The sequence below is a fragment of the Microbacterium sp. X-17 genome (assembly GCF_039615055.1).
The window spans coordinates 226,624-252,001 of record NZ_JBDHNI010000002.1 but is presented as its reverse complement, the minus strand read 5'-3'; the positions used below and the strand labels follow the sequence as shown (position 1 = coordinate 252,001).

General features: G+C 71.4%; 20 protein-coding genes. 14 read left to right on the top strand and 6 right to left on the bottom strand.

Annotated features, from left to right (window positions below; translation table 11 throughout):
- Positions 1-51: 51 nt before the first annotated feature.
- The 5 genes from ABCS02_RS09655 to ABCS02_RS09635 are packed head-to-tail and all read left to right on the top strand — an operon-like array spanning position 52 to position 7,204.
- The gene (locus ABCS02_RS09655; protein ID WP_345835421.1) at positions 52-969 is read left to right on the top strand and encodes an ABC transporter permease; all 918 of its coding nucleotides are present in this window, start codon (positions 52-54) and stop codon (positions 967-969) included.
- Positions 970-2,202, top strand: coding sequence for an ABC transporter ATP-binding protein (locus tag ABCS02_RS09650; protein WP_345835420.1), 1,233 nt, complete (start codon positions 970-972; stop codon positions 2,200-2,202).
- A gap of 15 nt (positions 2,203-2,217) precedes the next feature.
- Complete coding sequence (glf, locus tag ABCS02_RS09645; protein ID WP_345835419.1) at positions 2,218-3,354, top strand: UDP-galactopyranose mutase; 1,137 nt, start codon at positions 2,218-2,220, stop codon at positions 3,352-3,354.
- Entirely contained in the window at positions 3,351-5,192 is a 1,842-nt protein-coding gene (locus ABCS02_RS09640) for a glycosyltransferase (protein ID WP_345835418.1), read from the top strand. The genes glf and ABCS02_RS09640 overlap by 4 nt, the downstream gene beginning before the upstream one ends.
- The gene (locus ABCS02_RS09635) at positions 5,189-7,204 is read left to right on the top strand and encodes a DUF6541 family protein (RefSeq protein WP_345835417.1); all 2,016 of its coding nucleotides are present in this window, start codon (positions 5,189-5,191) and stop codon (positions 7,202-7,204) included. Before ABCS02_RS09640 ends, ABCS02_RS09635 begins: the two co-directional genes overlap by 4 nt.
- Before the next feature lie 16 nt (positions 7,205-7,220).
- On the opposite strand, the gene ABCS02_RS09630 is transcribed toward ABCS02_RS09635, so the two are convergent.
- The 4 genes from ABCS02_RS09630 to ABCS02_RS09615 all read right to left on the bottom strand — a co-directional run bounded on the left by ABCS02_RS09630 (position 7,221) and on the right by ABCS02_RS09615 (position 12,086).
- The gene (locus tag ABCS02_RS09630; RefSeq protein ID WP_345835416.1) at positions 7,221-8,648 is read right to left on the bottom strand and encodes a glycosyltransferase family 4 protein; all 1,428 of its coding nucleotides are present in this window, start codon (positions 8,646-8,648) and stop codon (positions 7,221-7,223) included.
- A gap of 64 nt (positions 8,649-8,712) precedes the next feature.
- A complete protein-coding gene (locus ABCS02_RS09625; RefSeq protein WP_345835415.1) occupies positions 8,713-9,810 on the bottom strand; it encodes a glycosyltransferase in 1,098 nt (365 codons plus the stop codon).
- Positions 9,765-10,745: a glycosyltransferase family 2 protein gene (locus ABCS02_RS09620; RefSeq protein ID WP_345835414.1), complete on the bottom strand. Its 981-nt coding sequence runs from the start codon at positions 10,743-10,745 to the stop codon at positions 9,765-9,767. Before ABCS02_RS09620 ends, ABCS02_RS09625 begins: the two co-directional genes overlap by 46 nt.
- Positions 10,746-10,910: 165 nt before the next feature.
- A complete protein-coding gene (locus ABCS02_RS09615) occupies positions 10,911-12,086 on the bottom strand; it encodes an O-antigen ligase family protein (RefSeq protein WP_345835413.1) in 1,176 nt (391 codons plus the stop codon).
- A 39-nt stretch (positions 12,087-12,125) separates the two neighbouring features.
- On the opposite strand from ABCS02_RS09615, the gene manA reads away from it, so the two are divergent.
- From manA to ABCS02_RS09595, 4 genes are all read left to right on the top strand, one after another.
- Complete coding sequence (manA, locus tag ABCS02_RS09610) at positions 12,126-13,304, top strand: mannose-6-phosphate isomerase, class I (RefSeq protein WP_345835412.1); 1,179 nt, start codon at positions 12,126-12,128, stop codon at positions 13,302-13,304.
- 100 nt (positions 13,305-13,404) lie between these two features.
- Positions 13,405-13,734, top strand: coding sequence for a WhiB family transcriptional regulator (locus ABCS02_RS09605; RefSeq protein ID WP_345835411.1), 330 nt, complete (start codon positions 13,405-13,407; stop codon positions 13,732-13,734).
- Positions 13,735-13,797: 63 nt separating this feature from the next.
- Complete coding sequence (locus ABCS02_RS09600; RefSeq protein ID WP_345835410.1) at positions 13,798-16,656, top strand: glycosyltransferase; 2,859 nt, start codon at positions 13,798-13,800, stop codon at positions 16,654-16,656.
- On the top strand, positions 16,653-18,074 hold the full coding sequence (locus tag ABCS02_RS09595; RefSeq protein WP_345835409.1) for a DUF5719 family protein: 1,422 nt from the start codon (positions 16,653-16,655) through the stop codon (positions 18,072-18,074). Before ABCS02_RS09600 ends, ABCS02_RS09595 begins: the two co-directional genes overlap by 4 nt.
- A 192-nt stretch (positions 18,075-18,266) precedes the next feature.
- Here the strand turns inward: ABCS02_RS09595 and ABCS02_RS09590 are convergent, their stop codons facing one another.
- Entirely contained in the window at positions 18,267-18,701 is a 435-nt protein-coding gene (locus ABCS02_RS09590; protein ID WP_345836322.1) for a metallopeptidase family protein, read from the bottom strand.
- A gap of 187 nt (positions 18,702-18,888) precedes the next feature.
- Here ABCS02_RS09590 and ABCS02_RS09585 point away from each other — a divergent pair, with 187 nt between their 5' ends.
- Together ABCS02_RS09585 and ahcY are read left to right on the top strand one after the other, a co-directional pair.
- Positions 18,889-19,095 carry a DUF3499 family protein gene (locus tag ABCS02_RS09585; RefSeq protein ID WP_345835408.1) on the top strand — a complete coding sequence of 69 codons (207 nt, stop codon included), beginning with the start codon at positions 18,889-18,891 and terminating at the stop codon, positions 19,093-19,095.
- Between the two features lie 51 nt (positions 19,096-19,146).
- Entirely contained in the window at positions 19,147-20,586 is a 1,440-nt protein-coding gene (gene ahcY, locus ABCS02_RS09580; protein ID WP_345835407.1) for an adenosylhomocysteinase, read from the top strand.
- A 224-nt stretch (positions 20,587-20,810) separates the two neighbouring features.
- On the opposite strand, the gene aqpZ is transcribed toward ahcY, so the two are convergent.
- A complete protein-coding gene (gene aqpZ / locus ABCS02_RS09575) occupies positions 20,811-21,620 on the bottom strand; it encodes an aquaporin Z (RefSeq protein WP_345835406.1) in 810 nt (269 codons plus the stop codon).
- Positions 21,621-21,772: 152 nt separating this feature from the next.
- On the opposite strand from aqpZ, the gene ABCS02_RS09570 reads away from it, so the two are divergent.
- The 3 genes from ABCS02_RS09570 to mtrA all read left to right on the top strand — a co-directional run bounded on the left by ABCS02_RS09570 (position 21,773) and on the right by mtrA (position 25,366).
- Positions 21,773-22,291: a Fur family transcriptional regulator gene (locus tag ABCS02_RS09570; RefSeq protein ID WP_345835405.1), complete on the top strand. Its 519-nt coding sequence runs from the start codon at positions 21,773-21,775 to the stop codon at positions 22,289-22,291.
- Positions 22,278-24,548, top strand: coding sequence for a catalase/peroxidase HPI (katG, locus tag ABCS02_RS09565; protein ID WP_345835404.1), 2,271 nt, complete (start codon positions 22,278-22,280; stop codon positions 24,546-24,548). The genes ABCS02_RS09570 and katG overlap by 14 nt, the downstream gene beginning before the upstream one ends.
- 137 nt (positions 24,549-24,685) lie before the next feature.
- Complete coding sequence (gene mtrA, locus ABCS02_RS09560) at positions 24,686-25,366, top strand: MtrAB system response regulator MtrA (RefSeq protein ID WP_345835403.1); 681 nt, start codon at positions 24,686-24,688, stop codon at positions 25,364-25,366.
- Positions 25,367-25,378: the final 12 nt, after the last annotated feature.

Sequence of the window (25,378 nt, the reverse complement as noted above, 5' to 3'; positions counted from 1 at the left end):
CCACGTCCGCGGTCTGCGTGTACCCAGCAGCGTGCCCGTAGACTTTGCGGGATGTCGTCCCTGAACACTGAGGCTGCCGCGCGGATGCGTCGGCTCGCGGGGATGCCGCTCGTGCCCATCGGGACGAGCATGGCGCGCGGGCCGAGGTCGGTCTGGGGCGCCATCCGTGGCGTCCTCGCTCAGCATGAGATGCTCGGGCTGCTCGTCCGCCGCGACCTGAAGGCACGGTACAAGGACTCAGCCCTCGGGTTCTTCTGGTCCCTCGCGCGCCCCCTCGTGCAGCTCGCGATCTATTTCGTCGTGATGGGTCAGTTCCTCGGCGCGGCGCGGGGAATCCCGGATTTCGCGGTCTACGTGTTCGCAGGGCTGACGGCGATGGGGCTGTTCACGGAGATCGTCGTGGGCGGTACCGGGTCGATTCTCGCCAACGCCGGTCTTGTGAAGAAGGTCTACGTCCCGCGCGAGGTGTTTCCGCTCGCGAGCGTCGGCTCCGCTCTGTTCAACTTCGGCATCCAGCTGATCGTGCTGCTGCTGGCGACGTTCCTGGTACTGAAGCCGCCGCTGCACTGGGAGTTCTTCTACGTCGTCCCGGCGTTGCTTCTCCTGGTCGCCTACGGCACCGCGTTCGCGCTCCTCTTCAGCGCGCTCAACGTGTACCTGCGTGACGTTCAGTACCTCGTCGAGGTCGGCACGATGCTCGTCTTCTGGGCAAGCCCCGTCGTCTACTCCTGGACGATGGTGAGCTCGCTCGTGCAGTCGCCGCTCCTGCTGGACATCTATACCAACAATCCGCTCACGCTAGCCGTTCTGGGCTTCCAGCGGGCGTTCTGGGTCGCCGGGGACTCGGTCCCCTATCCGGACTTCCTGCTGCTGCGCATGCTCGTGGCTCTCGTCGTCGGTCTCGTCCTCCTGTTCGTCGGCCACCGCGTGTTCCGTCGGCTGCAGGGCAATTTCGCGCAGGAGCTCTAGGTGACCGCTACTGCCCTCTCCGTGGACGATGCGGCCTCGGCGGGCCGCCCCGAAGTCATCCGGATCGCGGATGTCTCGAAGCGATTCGTCGTCCGCAAGGACTCGTCCATCAAGGAGCGGATCGTCACGCTCGGCCGTGCCGGACGCCGCCACCGCGAGGACTTCTGGGCGCTCAAGGACGTCTCCCTCGACATTCATGCCGGCGAAACGATCGGCCTCATCGGTCACAACGGTTCGGGTAAGAGCACGCTGCTCAAGGTCATCGGCGGCATCATCGAGCCGACGTCCGGAACGGTCCTCGAACGCGGGCGGATGGCAGCCCTCCTCGAGCTCGGCGCCGGCTTCCATCCCGACCTCACCGGGCGTGAGAACGTCTTCCTGAACGCCTCGGTTCTGGGGCTCAGCCGCGAGGAGACCGAGGCGCGCTTCGATGAGATCGTCGCGTTCGCAGCGATCGCCGACTTCATCGACACGCAGGTCAAGTTCTACTCCTCGGGCATGTACGTGCGGCTCGCCTTCGCCGTCGCGGTGCATACCGATCCGGACATCCTGCTGGTCGACGAGGTGCTCGCGGTTGGCGACGAGGCGTTTCAGCGCAAGTGCATGGACCGGATCCGCGAGTTCCAGCGCCAGGGACGCACGATCATCATCGTCAGCCATTCCTTGGGTCAGATCACGGAGCTGTGCAGCCGCGGAGTTCTGCTCGAGCGTGGCCGTGTCGTCTTCGACGGGCATCCGGCGGGAGCGGTCGCGGAGTTCCGGGATCTCCTCGAGGAGCGTCGCCTCGCTGAACAAGGAGCGGTAGGGCGTCTTTCGGATGTCCAGCGGCGCGACGGGGCCGTGGTCTCCGCGAGGGCGTGTGCCGTCGGCAAGGCGGTCGGGGAACCGCTCGCCGTCGGCGACGACCTGGAGGTGCGGCTGCGGATCGAGTCGGAGCACCTGGAGTCGTGGATCTGCGCCATCCAGATCGACGACCCCCTCGGTCAGAAGGTGTTCGAGACGGCAACCGACCGAATCGGAGTCCCGGTCCCCGCTATCGAGGGCGGCACCGAAGTGGTCTTCGTCGTGAAGGGCACCGCCTTCGGAGGGGGGAAGTACTTCGTGAACACGCTCCTCGTGCTCGAGAACGGACGACACCTGCACGGGGCGATGCAGGCTGCATCGTTCGATGTCGAGGCCGATCCACGTTCGTCCGGTGTGGTCGCTTTCGACGTCACGGCCTCAGTGGGCTGACGGAGGGACGCGACAATGGATCTCCTCATCGTCGGCTCCGGCTTCTTCGGTCTCACGATCGCCGAGCGTGCCGCGGCATCCGGCCGCAAGGTCACCGTCATCGACCGCCGCCACCACATCGGCGGCAACGCGTACAGCGAGGACGAGGTGACGACGGGCATCGAGGTGCACCGCTACGGCGCGCACCTCTTCCACACGTCCAACGCGACGGTGTGGGAGTACGTCAACCGCTTCACGGCCTTCACGAAGTACGTGCACCGCGTCTACACGAACCACCGCGGCGTCGTGTATCCGCTGCCCATCAACCTCGGCACGATCAACCAGTTCTTCCAGGCCGCGTACTCGCCCGACGAGGCGCGCGCCCTCATCCACGAACAGGCTGGCGAGTTCGACCCGAAGCAGGCGCAGAACCTCGAGGAGCGGGGGATCGGCCTCATCGGCCGTCCGCTGTACGAGGCGTTCATCCGCGACTACACCGGCAAGCAGTGGCAGACGCCGCCGACCGATCTGCCGGCCGAGATCATCAGCCGCCTCCCGGTGCGCTACACGTACGACAACCGCTACTTCAACGACACGTGGGAGGGCCTCCCCGTCGACGGCTACACCGCGTGGATCGAGCGGATGGCGGACCACCCGAACATCGATGTCAAGCTCAGCACCGACTTCTTCGACGAGACGCAGCCGCTGCACAAGCGCGCGGTCGTGGGGCAGGTGCCGGTCGTGTACACCGGCCCGGTGGATCGCTACTTCGACTACGCCGAGGGGGCGCTGTCGTGGCGCACGCTCGACTTCGAAGAGGAGGTGCTCGAGGTCGGCGACTTCCAGGGCACTCCCGTCATGAACTACGCCGACGCGGATGTCCCGTACACGCGCATCCACGAGTTCAAGCACTTCCACCCCGAGCGCGCCGACCGATATCCGACGGACAAGACCGTCATCATGCGCGAGTACTCGCGCTTCGCGGCCGCGTCCGATGAGCCGTACTACCCCGTGAACACGCCGGAGGACCGCGCCGGGCTCCTCGCGTACCGCGAGCTCGCCAAGGGGGAGCGGTACGTGCACTTCGGCGGGCGCCTCGGCACGTACCAGTACCTCGACATGCACATGGCGATCGGCGCCGCTCTCTCCATGTGGAACAACGAGCTCGGATGACCTCGGGGTCCGAGCTCGTCGTCGTCGCACACGTCGTGCTTCCGGTCGACGATGTCGCGACGCTGCTTCCGCTGTATGTGGACGATCCAGATCCGGGGGCGGTCCGCGTGCTCGGGCGCCGATCGCTGGTGGTGAGTCCCGGCGCCACGGTCTCCCTCGGCTCCTACTTCAACGCATTCCCCGCCGCCTACTGGTCCGCGAATGCGCGCACGGCTGGCGTGACGGTGGACGTCCGCGCCCAGGGCACCGGTTCGGTGGTGCTGTGCGGTTCGGACGGCGAGGCTCGCGCCCGCGTGATCGCGGAATTCCCGGTCGACGGTTCCGTCGATCTCCGTACAGCGGTGGAGTTCGCGGACTTCGTCGACGGCGGGACGTGCTGGCTCGACCTCGTGGCGGGCGAGGGGGAGTTGACGCTGCTCGCCGCGGAATGGTCCGTCGAGCTGCCGACCGGGCCGCGGCGGAGCGCCAGCATCGGCATGGCGACGTTCAACCGGCCGGCGGACTGCGTCGCGCAGCTGCGCGCCCTCGCCGGCGACGACGAGCTGACGTCGTTGATCGACCGGATCATCGTCGTCGACCAGGGCGAGGACGTGATCGCGCAGGCGCCCGGGTTCGCGGATGTCGAGCGGTCGCTCGACGATCGGCTCGTGACGGTGCGCCAGCGCAACCTCGGTGGCTCAGGCGGGTTCTCGCGCGCCATGGAGGAGATCCTCGTCCGCGCAGAGAGCGACGATGTGCTCCTCCTGGACGATGACGCGATCTCGGAGCCCGAGGCGATCTTCCGGGCCGTCCGGTTCGCCGACGCGGCGCGCGGTCCCGTCATCGTCGGAGGCGGCATGCTCCACGTCGACGACCGGACCGTGCTCTACACGCAAAGCGAGCAATGGAACGACCGCATCGGATGGGTACGGTTGGATCGGCCCGGCGCCTACGATCACGACTTTGCCCGGATCCCCTTCCGGAACGCCCCGTTCTTCCACCGGGTCGAGGCATCCGACTTCAACGGCTGGTGGATGTGCCTCATCCCGGCATCGCTCCTCCGGGAGGGAGGACTCTCCCTCCCGCTCTTCCTCAAGGGCGACGACGTCGAGTTCGGGCGACGGGCGCGCGCCCTCGGCGTGCCGACGGTCAGTGTGCCCGGGGTGGCCCTGTGGCACCTCGGCTGGGGAGGCAAGGCTCCCACTCGCTCGTGGGAGGCGTACTTCGTCCACCGGAACCGGCTCATCGGCGAGCTCCTCCATTCGCCTCGACGCCGGCCCTCCGGAGTCGTCGTCCACTCTTTCCTCGGCGATATCAAGCCCCTGCTCACCCTGCAGTACTCGGCGGTCCGGCTCCGCGCGCAGGCCGTCGAGGACGTTCTCGGAGGTCCCGAGTCGCTGCCCGGTTGGCTCGGTTCGCGTGCCGCCGAGATCCGTGGCCTGTGGTCGGGATTCCCCGACGCGCAGCCGGTCGCCGAGACCGCGACGGCGGACCGCCGCTATGCCGTGGATGCCCCCGGCGGTGTGGCCTCCGCGTTCTTGCTCGTGCGCACGGTTCTCCGCCAGCTCGCGACCGCGGCGTCGCCCTCATCGCGCCGCGTGCCGGACGCGTTCGTGCCGTCGCAGGACCTGGGCTGGTGGACGTTCGCGTCGATCGACTCGGCACTCGTTCCCACGGCGGATGGTCGCGCCATCGTCTGGTATCGCCGCAGCCGCCGCATGACGGTGAGGTACGCGTGGCGTAGCGTTCGTCTGCACGCGCGCCTCTGGTGGCGGTGGCCGCACCTCGCACGCGAGTTCCGTACGGCGGCCCCCCGCCTCGCCTCCCGCGCCCTGTGGCGCGAGATCTTCGCGGCATGACCTCGTCGGCGACGTGGATCGACGCGGTCCCCGCCATCCTGGTCGGGATCGTCGTTCTCCTGATCCCCGGCTTGATCGCGACGGCGCCTCTTCGTCTCGGCTTGGTCGCCCGGACCGCGATCTCGGCTGTCGTCAGCGTCGCGACGATCGGCGCCGCGGGGGTTCTCTTCGGGCTCGCGCGGGTCCCGCTCGCTGCATGGCAGCCGCTCGTGATCGCGGTCGTGCTGGGGATCCTGGCGTACGTCGTGCGCCGCCGAGCGCCGGGGCTCCGGTTGCCGCGCGAGCGCGTCCGCTGGTGGTGGATCCTTCTCACCGTGCTCGGCTCGGCAGCGCTGATCGCGGTCGTGGCGTTCGCGGCCGTGCCGAGCCCCGACCGCATCAGCCAGACCTACGACAACGTGTTCCACCTGGCGGCGATCGCCCACATCGTCGATACGGGGGATGCCTCGTCCCTGACCCTGCGGACGCTCATCGAGACGGGAAAGACCTGGTCCTTCTATCCTGCGGGCTGGCATACGCTCGTCGCCTTGACCGTCCAGCTCACGGGCACGAGCATCCCGATCGCCGTGAACGCGGCCTGGATCGCGGTCTGTGCCGCTGTATGGCTGCCCGGCGTCGCGTGGCTCGCCCAGATCCTGCTGCGTCGGTTCGAGTCGGGGCGTGTCGCGCTGGTCGCCCTCCCGCTCGGGGCGGCGTTCGGGGCCATGCCGTACACGCTCCTCGTGTGGGGGACGCTGTATCCGACGTTCCTCGCGACCGCCCTCCTGCCCGCTGCCATCGCGGTTCCCGTTCTGACGGGGACGGCCTTCCGGAGCACGCGCCATCGGGTCACCGCCCTCGTCCTCGGCGCTGCGGGAACGCTGCTCGCGATCGCGGCGATCGCCTTCGCGCAGCCGCGCGCGCTCGCGACGTGGGCGCTTCTTCTGGCTCCGTTCGTCGTGGGCGCTTTCGTGCGCCGCTTCCGCCGCGGCTGGCGCCGACGCGGACGCGCGCGTCGTCGTGCAGTGCTCGCGCTCGTTCTGACGGCCGGCGCCGTGGTTCTGGTGCTGGTGGTCGGGTTCGTCTACGCCGTCACTCGGCTGGGGCTCTTCGACCGTCCGCTGGACGAGCGGCTCGGAGGTCCGCAGGCGCAGGCCACCCAGTCGGTGCTCGCCGGTCTCTGGCAGGTGGTGGCGCAGTCGTGGCCGATCGGAGGCGCGGCGGTGACGCTACCGGCCGCCCTGTTGGCGGTCGCGGTGCTGGTGGGGCTCGTCGCTGGCGCCCGTCGTCGCACGCTGCGCTGGGCGGTGATCGCGTACGTGATCGCGGCGGTCCTGTTCGCAGCCGCTGCCGGTTCCGACGACATCGTCACGAAGCTCGCCACCGCGCTCTGGTACAAGGACCGGTACCGCCTCAGCAGTGCGCTGCCGGTGCTCGGGGTGACCTTCGCGACGTTCGGAATCCTCGTCACCGCACGGCTCCTGCGGCGGACCCGCCGGACGCCCTGGATCCTTGCCGGGATCCTGTCCTGGGCTGCTGCGGTCACGTCTGCGCTCGTCCTCGCGCTCACGGGGGTGACCTCGGCGACCGCATCCGTCTTCGCGCTTCCCGCCCGCGCGGCCTCGTCCGAGGTCGTGTCCCAGGCGCAGATCGACTTCATGCGCCAGCTGCCCACGCTCGTCCCGGCAGGGCAGCGGATCCTGGGAGACCCGTGGGACGGGTCGGGGCTGACGCTGCTGTTCGGCGACCGCGAGCCCGTGTTCCCGCACGTGAACGGCCTGTGGGACGCCGACCGCGCTCTGATCGCGCTGCACCTCCAGGACATCGACACCGATCCTGCCGTCTGCGCCGCGCTCGACCGGCTTCGCGTCCGCTACGTCTTCTACAACCCGCACGAGTTCGGTGGCGGCGATCCGTCGGGCAACCACTTCGCCGGAGTCCACACGGCCGTGCAGGACGGGCTCTTCACCCCGGTCTCGACGGACGGCGATTCCACGCTGTACCGCATCGACCAGTGCGGCCCACTGCCGTAGATCGGGCCTTGCCGTCTCAGTGGTCGGTGACGAGCCGTTCCCGGCGCTCCGAGAACTTCTCGCGCACGAGGGGGATGCCGCCGCGGCGGAGGTAGTAGAAGAGGAGCGCGAGGTCGCGACGGCGTCCCTTCGGCATCAGCAGGATCCGCTCGAAGCGGCTGCCCGTGAGCGGTGAGCCACTCGCCTTCATCAGCTCCCGGTCCGCGGCGGGGGCGGGCTCGGTGCAGAACGCCACGAAGGCCTTCAGCGCACGGTGCCAGTGGAAGTCATCGCGGACGCGCGCCACGCTCGTCCGCGCCCGCTGGTACGCCTCGGTGTCCTCCAGCAGTTCCGTGATCGCTTCCGCCAGCGCGGGCGGGTCCTCGACGGGGACGACGCGGCCGCACCCGGACTCGCGGATGACGTCGGCGAAGGCGTCGCCGTCGGAAGCCACGATCGGCAGACCCGCCCACAGGTAGTCGAGGATACGGGTGCGGAAAGAGAAGCGCGTCTCGGCGTGGAGCGGATGCGTGCTGACACCCAGGTCGGCGTCGAGCAGATAGTTCACCCGGTCGTCGTAGTCGACCCATTCCTCGTTGAAGAAGACCGTGCGTCCCGTCAGGCCGAGTCGGTCCGCCGTGGCCACGGTATCCGCCGCCGCGCGCATCTCCGGGACATCCGCGTTGAAGTGCCGCACGGAGAGGAAGAACAGCTTGATCTCCGGATGCTCGTCGCGGAGCAGGCCCATGGCTTCGACGAGCGTCACCGGGTCGAACCAGTTGTAGATCCCGCCACCCCAGATGAGGACCTTGTCGTCCGGTCCGATGCCCGGGACCACGCCCTTGATCGCATGCCGCGTCTGCTCCGGTTCGGTCGCCGGCAGACCGAACGGAGCGACGCCGATCAGAGACTCGAAGGTCGGATCCTGCGAATAGGTCGCCGGGTTCAGCCGTCCGACGGCGGACAGGTTGCCGAGCCAGAGGTCACGCTGGCGCTCCGAGGCGCACAGGAAGAAGTCACCGCGCGCCAGCTGCTCGTTGAGAAGCGATATCGCCTTCCGGATCTCGTCCGTCCAGGCGGCCCGATCCTCGTACTTGTTCTGTTCGAGCTGCTCGAGCTGGAACGGGTCGTAGAGGTCGGCGACGATGATCTTCTCGGTGCGCGCCACGGCGGGGAAGATGCGGAAGGACATCCCCTGGACGACGATGACGTCTGCCCACGCCTCGTGCGGGGCGATTCCAGCGTCGTCCGCTTCGCGGACGTGGAACAGCCCGAAGCGCCCGCTCGTCCGCTCGATCCGCTTCCACGAGACGATGCGCACGTCGCAGGCGTCGCTGAGCTGTTCCGCCATGTTCCATACGCGGATCGCCGGCCCCGCCATGCGTTCCTGGATGGGGTCGCCCGTGATGATGAGGATGCGGGGGCGGTGCGCGGCCACGGCGGCCCTGTCGTCGTCCGGGGTCACGCCGGTACTCCTCTCGAGCGTTGCGCGGGTGCGCGAGAGCAGCCTATCCCGCGGCTCTCGCTGCCTACGGGCGGAAGACTCGTTTCACCCGTCGCATCCAGCCGCCGAAGCTCGTCCGCTCGATCAGGAGCGCGGACAGCCGGGAACGGGATTGCTCCGTGATCCTGCGCAGGTCTGCGATCTGGCGCAGGGTGTCATCGAGCCGCTCACCCATCTCCACGAGGAGGCGCTGCTCATCCGCGCGCGCGCGATCCTGTCGATTCATCTCAGCCGAGAGATGGACGAAGGCGCCCAGGCCGTGGCGGGCGAACGCCTCACGCATCAGGTCATCCTGCACGCGCGCCTTCGCCGCCTCGTGCTCGTCGCTGAGCGCGTAGACACTGTTCCTGTCGTCGCCGGTCGAGTCCGGTCGGTGGTGCCAGAACGCGAGGGGCGGGAGCGGCAGCAGCTCGATCGGGTGGCGGGCGATCAGCCGGAGGTAGAACTCCCAGTCCTCGTGCGCGGGCAGCGACTCGTCGAGGTAGCCGATCTCGTCGTGCACCGTTGCGCGATAGAGCAGCGAATGGGTGGTGACCCGATTCTCGCGGAGCATGTCGGGAATCGTGATCGATGAGAGATCGGGATTCAGGGGAAGACGCTCGATGATCTCGGGCTCCCCTACCGGTCTGGGCAGATGCCGCACGACCTCGGTGTGAGCGCTGACCGCGACGCACGAGGGGTGCTCGTGCAGGTAGCCGACCGTTTTCGCCAAGAACGCAGGGTCCCACGTGTCGTCGTCATCGTGGAGCACGAGCAGGTCACCTCGAGCCGCGCGAAGCCCCGCGTTCGCCGCCCGTGCGCGGCCGTGCTCCTCCTGGGTCCGATCAAGGACGCGGACCCGCTCGCGGATGGTGTCGACCCGTGCAACGGCCTCCTCGACCGGCTCGACGTCGTCGCCGTCGTTCACCACGATGACCTCGAGGTCCGAGAAGTCCTGCCCCGCGACGTCACGAAGCGCGGCCTCGAGAAAGGTCGGCCGATTGTGGGTGCGGATGACGACGGTCACCAAGGGATGACTGGCTTCGTTGCCGGGCATGGGGCCCACTTTATCGTCGCCCGTCGAGCTGCTGAGCGCGCTCAGGCCCGGGCCGGGACGGGCTCGAGGGGAGGCATCGGCTTCCACGTGCGGTCGCGGGCGATCGTGCGGCCGTCGCGGATGCCGGAGAAGAGTTTCCCGATGCTCGTCCGGCTGAGCTTCCGCTCCACGACCGCGAGCCGGATGATCTCCTTCGCGAACGTCAGCACGGTGCCGGCGAAGAACCGGACGGGCCGATATGCGCCGTGGGCGGCGAAGTAGTGCTTCATGATCCCGCGGTTGCGGAGGATGTAGTAGCGGTACATGTCGCTCGAGGCATTCAGGTGGCGGATGCCCATGTCCCACTGCTTGATCTCGCGCGTGCGCTGCAGCACGAACTCGTTCACGATCACCGCGTTGGTGAGCCGCGAGGCGAGCCAGCCGTAGATCGAGTCGTCCCAGTAGATGAAGAACCGCGGATCGGGCAGGCCGATGCGCTGCACGATGTCGCGGTGGATGAACATGCCCTCGAAGCATCCGGAGTTCATGGCCCGGTATCCGGTCTCGTCGAAGTCGGCGGGCGCGAACGGGATCGGGATGCCGAGCGGGATCGACAGGCGGTACTGCCAGTAGAACGCGCTGCCGTCGTAGTCGTAGCGGCGGCCCTGGATGCTGCGGAACCGCGGCGCCCACGCCCCCATGCGCGCGAGGCCGTCGGGGAGCACCTCGACGTCGTCGTCCATGAGCCACATCCACGTCGAGCCGAGCTCGTACGCGGTGCGCATGCCCTCGCTGAAGCCGCCGGATCCGCCCGTGTTCTCCTCGAGCCGCCGGTACACGAGCTCGGCGCCGAGGCGCTCGCGGAACGAGGCGACGACCTCGCCGGTGTCGTCCGCGGACGCGTTGTCGATCACGACGACGCGACCGGGCTTCGGGTCCATGCGGACGATGCTCTCGAGCAGCTTCGTGAGCAGGCCCGAGCGGTTGTAGGTGACGATCACGATCGTCGCGGTGGAGGGATCGAAGGTCTCGGTCACGGCCATAGCGCGTCGATCCTACCTCGGCCACCCTCCGCGAGAACGCGCGTGTGTCCCGGAAAACGGCCATTTCTGTGACACACGCGCGTTCTCGCGAGGGAGGGGGCGGGGCCTCGCCGGGCGGGGGGTGGGCGGGGCTCGGTCGCCGGCTGGGGGACTCGCCGGGGCGGGTCAGGCAGGGTCGGGGCGCTCGCCGGCCTCGATCGCGGCGCGCTGCTCGCCGGGGCCCACGCCGACGAGGGGCGCCTGGCCGAGCTTGAACCCCAGCAGGACGAGGAGGAGCCAGCCCCAGGGCAGGAGGGGAGAGGCGTCCGCGAGCCCCTGCACGAGGAGGATCGTCCCGGCGAGCGAGGGCAGCAGCGTGAGCGACGTGTACGGGCGGTCGGCGCGGAGATCCCAACGCGGGCGGTCGACCGCGAAGAACCACGCCCGCCACACGAACGAGACGTACGCCGCCGCGAACACGACGACTCCCACCACGCCCGTCGCGGCGAACACCGCGACCCAGACGCTGGATCCCGGCAGATCGTGGAGGCCCAGCGCGTCGCGCCAGAGGAGGAGCGCCAGCGCGCCCAGCACCCCGACGACGACGTACGCGACGTAGTAGCGGGTCCGGCCGCCGGGGCGCGAGACCGTCCGCATGAGGAGGATCGTCGCGAGCACGACCGCGACGGCGCCCGCCGACACGTACGCGATCACCGACTCGGCACGCAGGAACAGGAACGCCGCGACGACGATCCATCCGATGAGCAGCCCGCGGCCGCGGCGGCGCGCCGCGAGCCGGATCGCGAACACGACGACCGCGAGGAGTGCCAGGGCCCCGAGCCGGGACGGGTCCTCGACGATCCCGTGCAGCGGGGCGAGAGAGAACAAGGGACCGCCGCCCCAGATCGCGGCCGCGAGCTCCCACAGGAGCGAGAGCGCCACGAGCCACTGGAGCGCCGACGCGAACGCGCGGACGATCTCCGACCAGGTCAGGACGCTCGCCACGAACAGCGCCTGCACGGTCGTCAGCGCGAGAGCGCCCCAGGCCCAGGCGGCATCCGGGGCATCCGCCGCCCAGGCGATCGAGATCGCGTTCCAGGCGAGGAACGCGAGCGCGATCCACGGCAGGCGCTGCGGATCGATGCGCGGCCGCAGCGTCATCCACAGCACGATCGAGACGACGCCGGCGGCACCGTAGAGCACGGCCGCCCCGACCGGGGTGAGGAACGTCGTCCAGCCCGCGCCGAGGAGGGCGGCGAAGACCACGAATGCGCACCAGGCCCGCAGCAGCAGGTGGCTCGTCTTCTCACGCGGCGGCGGCGCGGGCGGAGCCGCGGCGGGATGCTGCGTGTGGACGGCCACGGGTCTCAGGGTAGCCGTCGCCCGACCTACCCTGGAGGCATGCTTCTGCGCCTCGCGAACGCTCCTCGTGACTACGCCTGGGGCTCGACGACGCTTCTGGCCGAGCTCGAGGGGCGGACGCCGTCGGGCGCGCCCGAGGCGGAGGTGTGGTTCGGCGATCACGCCGGCTCGCCGTCGCTCGTCGATGACGGTTCCGGCCGCACGCTCGACGAATGGCTCGCCGCGGAGGGGGCTGCGCACGGGATGCCGCCGCGTCTCCCCTTCCTCGTGAAGCTCCTCGCCGCGGGATCCCCCCTGTCGATCCAGGTGCACCCGTCGAAGGATCAGGCCGAGGCCGGCTTCGCGCGGGAGCACGAGGCGGGGCTCCCCGTCGAGGCCGGGCACCGGAACTACCGCGACGACAACCACAAGCCCGAGCTGATCGTCGCGGTCAGCGAGCGGTTCGAGGCGCTCGCCGGCATCCGCGATCGCGACGAGACCCTGCGCCTCCTCGACGGGCTGGGCGACGGGCCCGCGGTGCGCCGCCTGGCGGGGCGCCTCGCCGGTCCGGAACCGGCCACAGCCCTGCGCGACACGATCGCCTGGCTCCTGTCCGGCGAGGCGGATGCCGACGTCGCCGAGGTCATCGCGGCGGTCCGGACTGCGCCGGCGGGCGCTTTCGACGCGGAGCACGACCTCGTCGGGCGGCTCGCGGATGCCTACCCCGGGGATGCCGGCGTCGTCGTCGCGCTCCTCATGAACCGGGTCGAGCTCGCGGAGGGGGAGGCCCTCTTCGTCGCCGCCGGGGTCCTGCACGCCTACGTCGCGGGTCTCGGGGTCGAGCTCATGGCCGCGAGCGACAACGTCCTCCGCGGCGGCCTCACCCCGAAGCACATCGACGTGGGCGAGCTGCTCGCGATCCTCGACACGACGCCCGGCCCCGCACCGATCCTGACTCCCGCGGAGGTCGCGCCGGGCGCCCTGCGCTTCGATCCCGGCATCCCGGACTTCGCCCTGACCCGCGTGCGCGTGTCGGGTGAGGCGCGCGTGCCGCTCGACGGCGCCGCGATCGTGGTCGCGACTCGGGGTGAGGTCGTCGTCGCCGGCGTCTCGGAGGAGGTGCGTCTCCGGCCGGGGGCCGCGGTGCTGGTCACTCCCGATGAGGGAGCTGTGTCGCTGCACGGAGAAGGTTTCGTCTTCGTCGCGATGCGGGGTGCCTCGGCGCGTCGCGAAGGTTGAACCCGGGGTTGAGGCTTTACGATCCGCCGCTTGACGTCAGCGAATGACACCGGTGTAATTATCCCCAAGGGATTTCACGGAGCGACAGGGGGATGGCGAGATGGCCGGATCGCAGTACCGAGCGAGTGTTCCCAGCAACTGGTTCGTCGACCCTGTGCAGCTCGGGGTCCCGGGGGTCCGCACCGTGGCTCCGGTCGAGACCGAGGAGGACGAACTCCTCGCGTGGCAGACCGACGCCCTGTGCTCCCAGACCGACCCGGAGGCGTTCTTCCCGGAGAAGGGCGGCTCGACGCGCGACGCCAAGAAGGTCTGCGCGTCGTGCGACGTCCGCTCCCAGTGCCTCGAGTACGCGCTGCAGAACGACGAGCGCTTCGGCATCTGGGGCGGCCTCTCCGAACGCGAGCGCCGCAAGCTGAAGCGCCGCGCCTGACGCGCCGACACCCCGGCGCGGGTCGCGGCCTCGCGCGACCCGAATGCTTAGGCTGATCGCGCCATGCCCGCCCGTGTTCACGCTCTGCTGGTCGTGCGCCCCGACAGCCGCACGCCGGCCGCGGCGCATCTGAAGCGCACCCTCGCCGCCCTGCGCGCGCAGACCCGTCCCGTCGACGCGCTCACGATCGTGCTCTGCGGGAGGGATGCCGAGACGAGTGCGCTCGCCGCAGCCTCCGGGGCCGAAGGCGTCATCTCGGCCGCTCCGGGCACCCGGTTCGCGCAGGCGCTGCAGCTCGCCTCGCCGCGGATCCAGGGGGATGCCGTCTGGCTCCTGGCGCAGGACACGGCCCCCGACCCCGACGCGCTCGCGCACCTCGCCGGCGCGCTCGAGCTCGCCCCCTCCGCCGCGCTCGTCGCGCCGAAGCTCGTCTCGTGGCGCGACCGCACCCGCATCCTGTCGCTCGGCGTCACCATGACCCGCTACGGCCGCCGGGTCGGACTCGCCGACGGCGAGCTCGACCAGGGACAGCACGACGCGGAGGAGGACGCGCTGGGCTCCGACATCCGCGGCGTGCTCATGCGCACCGACGTGTGGCGCAGCGTCGACGGCCTCGACCCCGCCCTCGCGGGCGCGGACGAGGGCCTCGACCTCGGCGTGCGCGCCTGGCTCGCGGGGTTCCGCGTCGAGCTGGAGCCGGATGCGCGGGTGGCCGCGGCCGGCGACGGGGTGGCCGAGCTCCCCGAGGCGACGTCGCGCGGGCGCGTGCGCCGGGCCGCGTATGCCGGCCGGGTCGCGCAGCTGCACCGCCGGCTCGCGTACGCACCGGCGGCGACCGTGCCGCTGCACTGGCTCACGCTCCTGCCCCTCGCGCTGTGGCGCACGATCGTGCATCTGCTCGGAAAGCAGCCCGCCCGCATCCTTCCGGACTGGGGGGCCTCGGTCGCGGTCGCGGTGCGCTGGGGTGCGATCGCGCGCTCGCGCCGCCGCATCCGTCGGGCCCGCCGCGTCTCGTGGTCCCGCCTCGCGCCGCTGCGGGCGACCGGCCGCGACGAACGGGAGCGGCTCGCCGCGGACGACGTCGAGCACGCCGGCGATCCCGTCCGGACCGATCTCCGCTTCTTCTCCGGCGGCGGCGCGTGGGCCGTGCTCGGCGCGCTCGTGGTCTCGGTCGCGGCGCTGCCGACGCTCCTCGCGTGGCCCGTGCTCGACGGCGGGGCGCTCGCCCCGCTGCGGAGCACGGTCACGCAGCTGTGGACGGATGCCGTGTACGGCCTGCGGCCGCTCGGCCTCGACGCGACCGCGCCGGCGGCTCCGTTCTCCGCGATCGTCGCGGCCATCGGCTCCCTGTGGCCGTGGGCGCCGTCGCGCGCGCTCGTGATCCTGTGGCTCCTCGCGCTGCCCCTCGCGGTCCTCGGCGCCTGGTTCGCCGCGACCCGCGTCTCGGAGCGCAGCCTCGTGCGCATCACCGTCGCCGTCGCGTGGGCGCTCGCGCCGCCGTTCCTCGCGGCCCTGACGGAGGGCCGGCCGACCGAGGTGCTCGTGCATCTCCTGCTGCCGTGGCTCTTCTACGCCGGGTCTGTCGCGCATCGCTCCTGGTCCTCGTCGGGGGCGGCGTCGCTGCTGCTCGTGGCGGTCCTCGCGTGTGCGCCGTCGCTCGGGCCGGCGCTCGTGCTGGTCTGGCTCGCGGCGATCGTGCTCGCGATCCTCGTGCGCGCCGGCCGCGGTGTCGGCCACCTCGTGTGGGTGGTCGTGCCGGCCGTGGTCATCGCCGTGCCCGTCGTGTGGGCGCAGCTGCGCGCGCAGAACCCGTGGGGCCTCCTGGCCGATCCCGGCGTCACGATCGCGGGACCCGCGGCGCCGGCGGGCGCGGCGGGGCGGCTGTTGCTGGCCGCGGGCTTCCCGGATGCCGACCCGGGCGGATGGGGCACGTTCCTCACCACGTGGTTCGGTTCGCCCGTCACCTGGTGGGTGCCGCTGCTCGTCGCCCCGATCGCGGTGCTCGCGCTCGCCTCGCTCATCACCCCGCGATGGGGCGCGGGCGGCGTGCTGCTGTTCGTGGCCGGGACCGGCGTGGTGACCGCGTTCGCGGCATCCGGCATCCAGGTGGCGGCCGCCGCGGGTGCGGCGGTGCCGCTGCTGACCGGGCCCGGCCTCAGCCTCGCGTGGGCCGGCGCGGTGGGGGCTGCCGCCGTCACGCTCGACGTCGCGTTCCCGCGCGAGTTCGCGCCGCTGCGGATCGCCAGTGCCACGCTCGCGATCGTGGCCCTGACTGTGCTCGCGATCCCGGCTCTGACCGCGACGGCGCGCGGCGTGTCGCCGCTGGCGCAGGGCACGGGATCGACCCTGCCGGCCTACGTCGCGGCGCAGGCCACCGACGACACCGCGACGCTCGTGCTGCAGCCGGTCGGCGAGGGCCGGCTCGCGGCGCAGGTCGTGTGGGGCCCCAGCCTCACCCTCGGCGGTCCGTCGACGGTCGTCGACTCGCGGCGCACGGACTCGGCGGCGGATGCCGCGGTCGCGTCGATCGCGGCGAACCTCGTGTCCTCGACCGCGCAGGCGGCGGTCGCGCAGGCGGCGGACGCCGGCATCGCGTTCGTCCTGCTCGCGCCGCCGCAGCCGGGCGAGTCCGACGACGCGCGCGTGTTCCGGCTCTCCGCCGCGACCTCGCTCGACCAGCAGAACGGGCTCGACGCGGTGGGCGAGACGGCGAAGGGCGATCTCTGGCGCGTCACCACGGCGGTGACGCCCCGTGCCCCCGAGCCCGAGGGCACGGCCGCACTCGCTCAGACCATCGCGGTGGTCCAACTGCTCGTCGTCGCGGCGGCGCTCCTGCTCGCCATCCCGAACGGCGCCTCGCGCCGCGAGGCGCGTCGCACACCGCGCGTGGTCGGCGGGCGGATGCCGGAGGAAGACGTATGAGCGCGCAGAACACGCCCGAATCCCCGAAGCGCGGTCGTCGGTGGGCCGCGACGAGCGCCCGCGTCGTCGTGGGGCTCGCCGTCGGGGCGGGACTCGTGATCGTCGGCATCGGCGCGATCGCGGCTCCCTGGCCGCAGCTGACCCGGGCGGCCGTCACGGTGACCGCGACCCCCGCGCCGGACGCCTCGGTCGTCACGTGCGCCGGCCCCCTCCTCGCGATCGGCCGCACCGCGACGCAGGCCGGCGGCCTGTCTTTCGCTGCCCCTCAGTCCGTGCTGTCCGGCGTCGCGCCCGTGTCGCCGTCGGCTTCCTCCACGACCGTCACGGCGCCGGGTGTGTCCGGGAGCGCGGGAGCGTTGACGTTCACGGCCCCGCCGGGCTCCGCGGGACGGACCGACCTCGCGGCATCCGGATCCTCCTCGGTCGAGGCGCCCGATCTCCGCGGCCTCGCCGTGTCCGGCTGCCGCGGTCCCCTGTCGGAGACGTGGCTCGTGGGCGGCGCCACGACCACCGGCTCCGCCGACCTCGTCGTGCTGTCGAACCCGGGGGCGGTGCCCGCCACCGTCCAGCTCACGGTCTACGGCGGCAAGGGCGGGCAGACCGCCCCCGGCGGCACCGTCGTCGTCGCGCCGGGGACGCAGCGCGTGGTGCCGCTCGCCGGCCTCCTCCTCGGCGAGCCCGCGCCGGTCGTGCGCGTCACGGCGACCGGAGCGCCCGTGCAGGCGACGATCCAGACCTCCCTCACGCGCGTCCTGACGCCCGGCGGCGTCGAGCAGGTCGGCCCCGCGCCCGGGCTCGCCCCGACCGTGGTCATCCCGGGCGTCGTCGTGCCCACCAGCGTGCCGATGGCCGCCGGCAACACGACGACCGTCCTGCGGATGCTGGCGCCCTCCTCGGCCGCGAACGCGAAGATCACCGTCACGCCGGTCGGCGGGGCGGATGTCCCGGGCGACACGATCCCGCTGGCCGCCGGCGTCCCCGCCCAGGTGGACCTGTCGGGCCTCACCCCCGGCACGTACACGATCCGGGTCGACGCCGATCAACCGATCGTCGGCGCGGCCTGGCAGGCGACCGGTCTCGGCCAGGGCAGCGACTTCGCCTGGTTCGCCGCCGCTCCCGCGGTGTCCGGGCAGACGGTGCTCCCGGTCCCGGCCGGTCCCGCGCCCGTCCTCGCCGCCTGGAACCCGACGGATGCCGTGCAGACGATCAGCCTGCAGCCGGCGTCGGGCACCCCGGTCTCGCTCTCGGTGCCCGCGCACGGCTCGGCGAGCGCCCCGGTCGTGGCCGGCACGGTGTACACGATGACGGCATCCGGCCCGGTCCAGTCCGCGGTGTCGTTCTCGGGCGCCGGCGCCCTGTCGAGCCTGACGGTCTGGCCCGCCCAGGCCGCCGCCGCCACGGTCGTCGTCGCCCCCTGACCCCGCCGGGGTCCCCGGCCGTCCCGCCGCGCCCTGGCCCCGCTCCCGCGCGCCGGCCACCCCACCCTCCGCGAGACTGCACGTGCGCTCCGAGACTGCGGTCCGCGCCGGCTCTCTCGGAGGTCAGGTGCAGTCTCCCGGAGGGTGGCCTTGGCTCCGGGCCCGGGCCCGGAGCGGGACCGGCCCGGCGGGTCAGAGGAAGCGGAAGCGCTCGGGGCCCAGGTCCCAGGGGTCGCGGTCGAGGTAGGTCGCCGCGGCGCGGAAGACGTAGCTCTCGATCAGCATGCGGCGGTGGAAGTCGTCGTTGCGGTGCAGGTGGCTCAGGCGCTCGATCGGGATGCGGTAGAGGATGATCCGCTTCTCGTCGACGAGCACCCGCCAGCGCGGGATGCCGCCCTCCGCGGCCTCCGGCGGGAGATCGGCGATCTCGAACCGGACGTCGCGGAGCTCCTCCCACGCGCCGCGCAGGAACTCCGCGGTCGTGCCGACCGCGAGGTCGAACCGGTCGACGCGCGTCTCGAGCGGGGGCAGCGGCGGCCGGACGACCGCGCTGCGGCCCTCCCGGCCGTGGCGCCCATGACGGTCCGGACGGGCATGGGCCGGCGGGTGCTTCGGGCGACGCCGCATCATGCGGTCATCCTCTCACGCACCGCCCGGCCCGGCCGCCTCGCCACCGCGCCCCGCCCACCGCGCGAGATCAGGTGATTTCGCGCACGCAGGACGATTCCCCGGCGGATGCTCCTGATTACGCGAGATCACCTGATCTCGCGCGCGGCGCCCGGGCGACGGACGGGGCCCGCGATACCGTCGGGCGATGCTTGGACGACTCTGCTCGAAGATCGCCTGCGCCCGCGACGCGGTCGCCACGCTGACCTACGACTACGGCGACCAGATGGCCGCGGTGGGTCCGCTGGGGCGGGTCGGCGATCCGCACGCGCACGACCTCTGCGCGATCCACGTCGAGCGGCTCTCCGTCCCGCGCGGGTGGCTCGTCGTGCGCCACGAGACCCTCCGCGCCTGACGGCCTCGACATGCGTGCCGGACGTTCCGACACGCATGAAAGAATGAGCGGATGCCCGAGTACGCCGTCGCCGACCTTTCGCTCGCGCCCGCCGGGCGTCACCAGATCCGGCTCGCGGAGCATGAGATGCCGGGGCTCATGGCCCTCCGCGAGGAGTTCGGTCCGTCCCAGCCGCTGAAGGGCGCCCGCATCGCGGGATCCCTGCACATGACCGTGCAGACGGCGGTGCTCATCGAGACGCTCACCGCCCTCGGGGCGCAGGTGCGCTGGGCGAGCTGCAACATCTTCTCCACGCAGGACGAGGCCGCCGCCGCCGTGGCGGTGGGGCCGAACGGCACGGCCGCCGATCCGCGCGGCGTCCCGGTGTTCGCGTGGAAGGGCGAGACGCTCGAGCAGTACTGGGCGCTCGCCGACCGCATCTTCGACTGGTCCGCCGAGGGCGCGGACGGCCCGAACCTGATCCTCGACGACGGCGGCGACGCGAGCCTTCTCGTCCACCGCGGCGTGGCGTTCGAGCGGGCGGGCGCTGTGCCGGATGCTGCGCCGGGCGACTCCGCGGAGTACCGCGTCATCCTCGATCTCCTGCGCACCTCGCTCGCGCGCGACCCGCAGCGCTTCACCCGGATCGCGGCGGGCCTCGTCGGGATCAGCGAGGAGACGACCACGGGCGTCCACCGTCTCTACGAGCTGGCGGCCTCGGGCGAGCTCCTCGTCCCGGCGATCAACGTCAACGACTCGGTCACGAAGTCGAAGTTCGACAACGTCTACGGCATCCGCCATTCGCTCGTCGACGGGATCAACCGCGCCACTGACGTGCTCGTCGGCGGGAAGGTCGCGTTCGTGGCCGGCTACGGCGACGTCGGCAAGGGGGCTGCCGCCGCGCTCCGCGGCCAGGGCGCCCGCGTGATCGTGAGCGAGATCGATCCGATCTGCGCGCTGCAGGCGGCGATGGACGGCTTCCAGGTCGCGCGCCTCGAATCCGTGATCGACCAGGTCGACATCCTCATCACCGGCACGGGCGACACCCGGGTCGTGACGGTCGAGCACATGCTTGCGCTGAAGGACCTCGCGATCGTCGGCAACGTCGGCCATTTCGACGACGAGATCGACATGGCGGGCCTCGAGGCTCTGCCCGGCGCGGTGAAGGTCGAGATCAAGCCGCAGGTGCACGAGTGGCGCCTGCCCAACGGCCGCAGCATCATCGTGCTCAGCGAGGGGCGCCTGCTGAACCTCGGCAACGCGACGGGGCATCCGTCGTTCGTCATGAGCGCGTCGTTCGCGAACCAGGTGCTCGCGCAGCTGGAGCTCTACACGCGGCGGGACGCCTATCCGATCGGCGTGCACCGGCTTGCGAAGGAGCTCGACGAGAAGGTCGCGCGCTTGCACCTCGACGCGCTGGGCGTCGAGCTGACGCGCCTGACCCCCGAGCAGTCCGCGTACCTGGGCGTCCCCCTCGACGGGCCGTACAAGCTCCCGCACTACCGCTACTGACCCGTCAGCGGGCCGGCCTCGGCGCGCTCACGAGGTCCCGAGACTCGGCGCTCGCCGTGAGACACACGTGCCCGTCTCGAGTCTCACCGCGGATACCGAGTCTCGGGGATCGCGGATCCGGAGTGGCGGGGATGGCGTGCGGGCGCGCGGAAAGCGCGGAGCGCGCGGAACGCAGAGGGGGCCCGGATGCCTTGGCATCCGGGCCCCCTCTGGGCTGCGTCAGGTCAGCTGCGACGCTGGCCGTCGAACAGTGCGCGGTAGGCGAAGCCCGCGATGAGCGCGCCCACGATCGGGAACACGATGAAGACCCACAGCTGCGACAGCGCGTCCACGCCGCCGTAGACCGCGCTCGCGAGCGAGCGGGCGGGGTTCACCGACGCGTTGTCGATCGGGATCAGCACGAGGTGGATGAGTGTCAGCGTGAGGCCGATCGCGAGGCCCGCGAACTTCGTGCCCCGAGAGACGTGCGTGACGCCGAGGATGACGAGCACGAACAGCAGCGTGAAGACGATCTCGCCGACGATCGCCGCGCCGAGGCCGAATCCGCCGGGGGAGTGGGCGCCGAAGCCGTTGCTGGCGAAGCCGCCATCCTGCGCCGCGGCGAGCCAGCCGTTCGGGCCGAACAGGCCGATCAGCACGATGATCGTGGTGGCCACGAGGCCGCCCACGAGCTGCGCGATGATGTAGGGGAGGACGCCGCGCCACGGGAAGCGGCCGGCCGCGGCCAGACCGAGGGTCACCGCCGGGTTGAAGTGGCCGCCCGAGATCGGGCCGAACGCGTACGCGCCGCCGACGACGGTCAGGCCGACGGCCAGCGCGACGCCGAGGAAGCCGACGCCCAGCGAGGTGCCGTTGGCGCTGGCGCCGAAGTTGGCGGCGAACAGCGCGGTGCCGACGACGCCGATGACCAGCAGCAGCGTGCCGAACGCCTCGGCGACGAGCGTCGCGAGGACGGAGGGACCGGCCGTCGACGCGGCCGGGGTGTGATCGAGCGGGGTCGACTGTGACGCCGGCTCGGGGATCGGGTCGCTCATGGCGAATACTCCTTATGTAGCGGATGCCGCTTGCCCTGCATGTGCGGCGACGACCCCAGGGTACACTCAGCCGATTCTCAGACTAAGGATCGTGACGCGCGTCGCCGGACCGCGAGTTTTTGGAATCATTCAAAACTTCGTAGGATGACCGCGTGCCTGCCGTCGCCCCGGAACTCCCTGCGGAGGGGGCCATCCGCGGGGCCGGACTGCGCGCCACCGACTCGCGCCGCGCCGTGTACGACGCGCTGCGCGGCATGCCGCACGCCACCGCGGACCTCGTCTTCGCGGCCGTCGTCGAGAGCGTGCCCGGCACGAGCCTCCAGTCGATCTACAACGCGCTCGGCGACTTCACCCGCGCCGGCCTCGTCCGCCGCATCGAGCCGGCGGGGCATCCCGGGATGTACGAGCTCCGGGTGGACGACAACCACCATCACCTCGTCTGCGCGATCTGCGGCGCCGTCGAGGATGTCGACTGCGCTGTCGGCGCGGCGCCGTGCCTGACGCCGTCCGAGACCCGCGGCTTCGTCGTCGACGAGGCCGAGGTCGTCTACTGGGGCCGGTGTGCGACGTGCGTCGCCGCCGAGGCCTCTCTCAGTCCCGCCCTCCACACCCCCATCATCCGAAACCCTGTGCACACACCCCAGAAAGGAAGCGCACATGACCGAGTCTGAGACCCCGATCGTGACCGACGAGGAGACCGAGTCGACCACCGTCACCGGAGAGGAGACCACCGCCGCGGGCGCCTGCCCGTTCCTGGCCGAGGATCTGCCCCGTCCGGTCGCCGGCGACCCCGACCAGGTGTGGTGGCCGAACCGGCTCAACATCAACCTGCTCGCGTTCAACCCGACCGAGCGCGACCCGCTCGAGGCCGGGTTCGACTACGCGGAGGCGTTCCGGTCGCTCGACCTCGCCGAGGTGAAGAAGGACATCGAGGAGGTCCTCACGACCTCGCAGCCGTGGTGGCCCGCCGACTTCGGCCACTACGGACCGCTCATGATCCGCCTCGCCTGGCACAGCGCCGGCACCTACCGCGTGTGGGACGGGCGTGGCGGCGGCGGCAGCGGGCAGCAGCGCTTCGCGCCGCTGAACAGCTGGCCCGACAACGTCAACCTCGACAAGGGCCGCCGCATCCTGTGGCCGGTGAAGAAGAAGTACGGCCAGAAGCTCTCGTGGGCCGACCTCTTCATCCTCGCCGGCAACGTCGCGCTGGAGTCCATGGGCTTCCGCACGTTCGGCTTCTCGGGCGGCCGCGAGGACGTCTGGGAGCCGGAGAACGTGTACTGGGGCTCCGAGACCACGTGGCTCGGCGACGACCGCCGGTTCCCGGGGGGCCGTCAGTCGACGAACCTGGAGCGTCCGCTCGGTGCGACCCACATGGGTCTCATCTACGTCAACCCGGAGGGGCCGGAGGGCGTGCCGGACCCGCTCGCCGCGGCGCACGACATCCGCGAGACGTTCGGCCGCATGGCGATGAACGACGAGGAGACCGTCGCGCTCATCGCCGGCGGCCACACGTTCGGCAAGACGCACGGCGCAGCGCCCGACAGCACGGTGGGCGCCGACGTCGAGGCGGCACCGATCGAGCAGCAGGGCCTGGGCTGGAACAACACCCACGGCACCGGCAAGGGCGACGACACGATCACGAGCGGCCTCGAGGTCACGTGGACGTACCACCCCACGCGCTGGGACAACGAGTTCTTCCACATCCTCTTCGCCTACGAGTGGGAGCTCTTCCAGAGCCCCGCGGGCGCGAACCAGTGGCGTCCGAAGGACGGCGCGGGCAGCGACCTCGTGCCGCTGGCGCACTCCGAGGGCAGCCGCGAGCCGCGCATGCTCACGACCGACCTCGCCCTCCGTTTCGACCCGGAGTACGGCAAGATCTCGCGCCGCTTCGCCGAGAACCCGGACGAGTTCGCGGACGCCTTCGCCCGCGCGTGGTTCAAGCTGACGCACCGCGACCTCGGCCCGAAGGCCCGCTACGTCGGGGTCGAGGTGCCGGCGGAGGACCTCATCTGGCAGGACCCGCTGCCCGCGGTCGACCACGAGCTCATCGACGCGGCGGATGCCGCCGGCCTCAAGGCGCGGATCCTCGAGAGCGGCCTGACGGTCGCGCAGCTCGTGGGCACCACGTGGGCCGCGGCGTCCACCTTCCGCGGTGGTGACAAGCGCGGCGGCGTGAACGGCGCCCGCATCCGGCTCGCCCCGCAGAAGGACTGGGAGGTCAACAACCCGGCCCAGCTCGCCACCGTGCTGCAGACGCTCGAGGGCATCCAGGCCTCGTTCAACGCCGCGCAGACCGGCGGCAAGAAGGTGTCGCTCGCCGACCTCATCGTGCTCGCCGGCAACGCGGGCGTCGAGAAGGCGGCGAAGGATGCCGGAGTCGCCGTCGAGGTGCCGTTCCACGCGGGCCGTACGGATGCCACGCAGGAGCAGACGGACGTCGAGTCGTTCGACTACCTCGAGCCGGTCGCCGACGGGTTCCGCAACTACGCGGGTGCGCGTGCGGCCGGACTCCCCGCGGAGTACGCCCTCGTCGACAAGGCGTCGCTGCTCACACTGACGGCGCCGGAGCTGACGGTCCTCGTCGGCGGCCTGCGCGTCCTCGGCGCGAACTGGGACGGCTCGCAGTTCGGCGTGCTCACCGACCGGCCGGGCGTGCTGACGAACGACTTCTTCGTCAACCTGCTCGAGCTCGGCACGACGTGGACGCCGCTCGACCCGGGCTCGCACGCGTTCCAGGCGCACGATGACGCGTCGGGCGAGGCGACGTGGATCGGCACGCGCGCCGACCTCGTGTTCGGCTCGAACTCGGAGCTGCGCGCCCTCGCCGAGGTCTACGCGAGCGACGACGCGCAGGAGAAGTTCGTGCGCGACTTCGCCGCGGCGTGGGGCAAGGTCACGGAGCTCGATCGCTTCGACCTGCGCTGACATCGCATCCGAGGAATCGAGGGGGCGCCGGGCCGTGGCTCGGCGCCCCCTCAGCCCCTGTGGGCTACTCTTCTGTGAAGCGGCAGGCCATGCCCGGGGCCCTCGCCGTGCCTGACGCAAAAGGACGGCCGCGTTTCATGACCTCACGCATCCTCGTCGTCGACGACGACACGGCGCTCGCGGAGATGATCGGGATCGTCCTGCGCACCGAGGGATTCGACACGGTGTTCTGCGCGGACGGCGCCCGCGCCGTCGACGCGTGGCACCGCGAGCGTCCGGACCTCATCCTTCTCGACCTCATGCTGCCGGGGCTCGACGGCATCGAGGTCTGCCGCCTCGTGCGCGCCGAGTCGGGCGTGCCCATCATCATGCTCACCGCGCGCACCGACACGGCCGACGTCGTCAAAGGCCTCGAGTCCGGCGCCGACGACTACATCGTCAAGCCCTTCAATCCGAAGGAGCTCGTCGCCCGCATCCGCACCCGCCTCCGTCCGCTCACGGCGCAGGGCGTCGAGACGCTCCGGATCGGCGACGTCACGGTGGATGTCGCTGCGCACGAGGTGCGCCGTGCCGACGACGTGATCGCGCTGACCCCACTCGAGTTCGAGCTCCTCGCCGCCCTCGCGGCCAAGCCGCAGCAGGTGTTCTCGCGCGAGATGCTCCTCGAGCAGGTGTGGGGCTACCACTACAAGGCGGACACGCGGCTCGTGAACGTCCACGTGCAGCGGCTGCGGGCGAAGGTGGAGCTCGATCCCGACAACCCCAAGATCGTGACGACGGTGCGCGGCGTCGGATACCGCGCCGGCGCCGCCGTGTAGCAGGCGCCATGG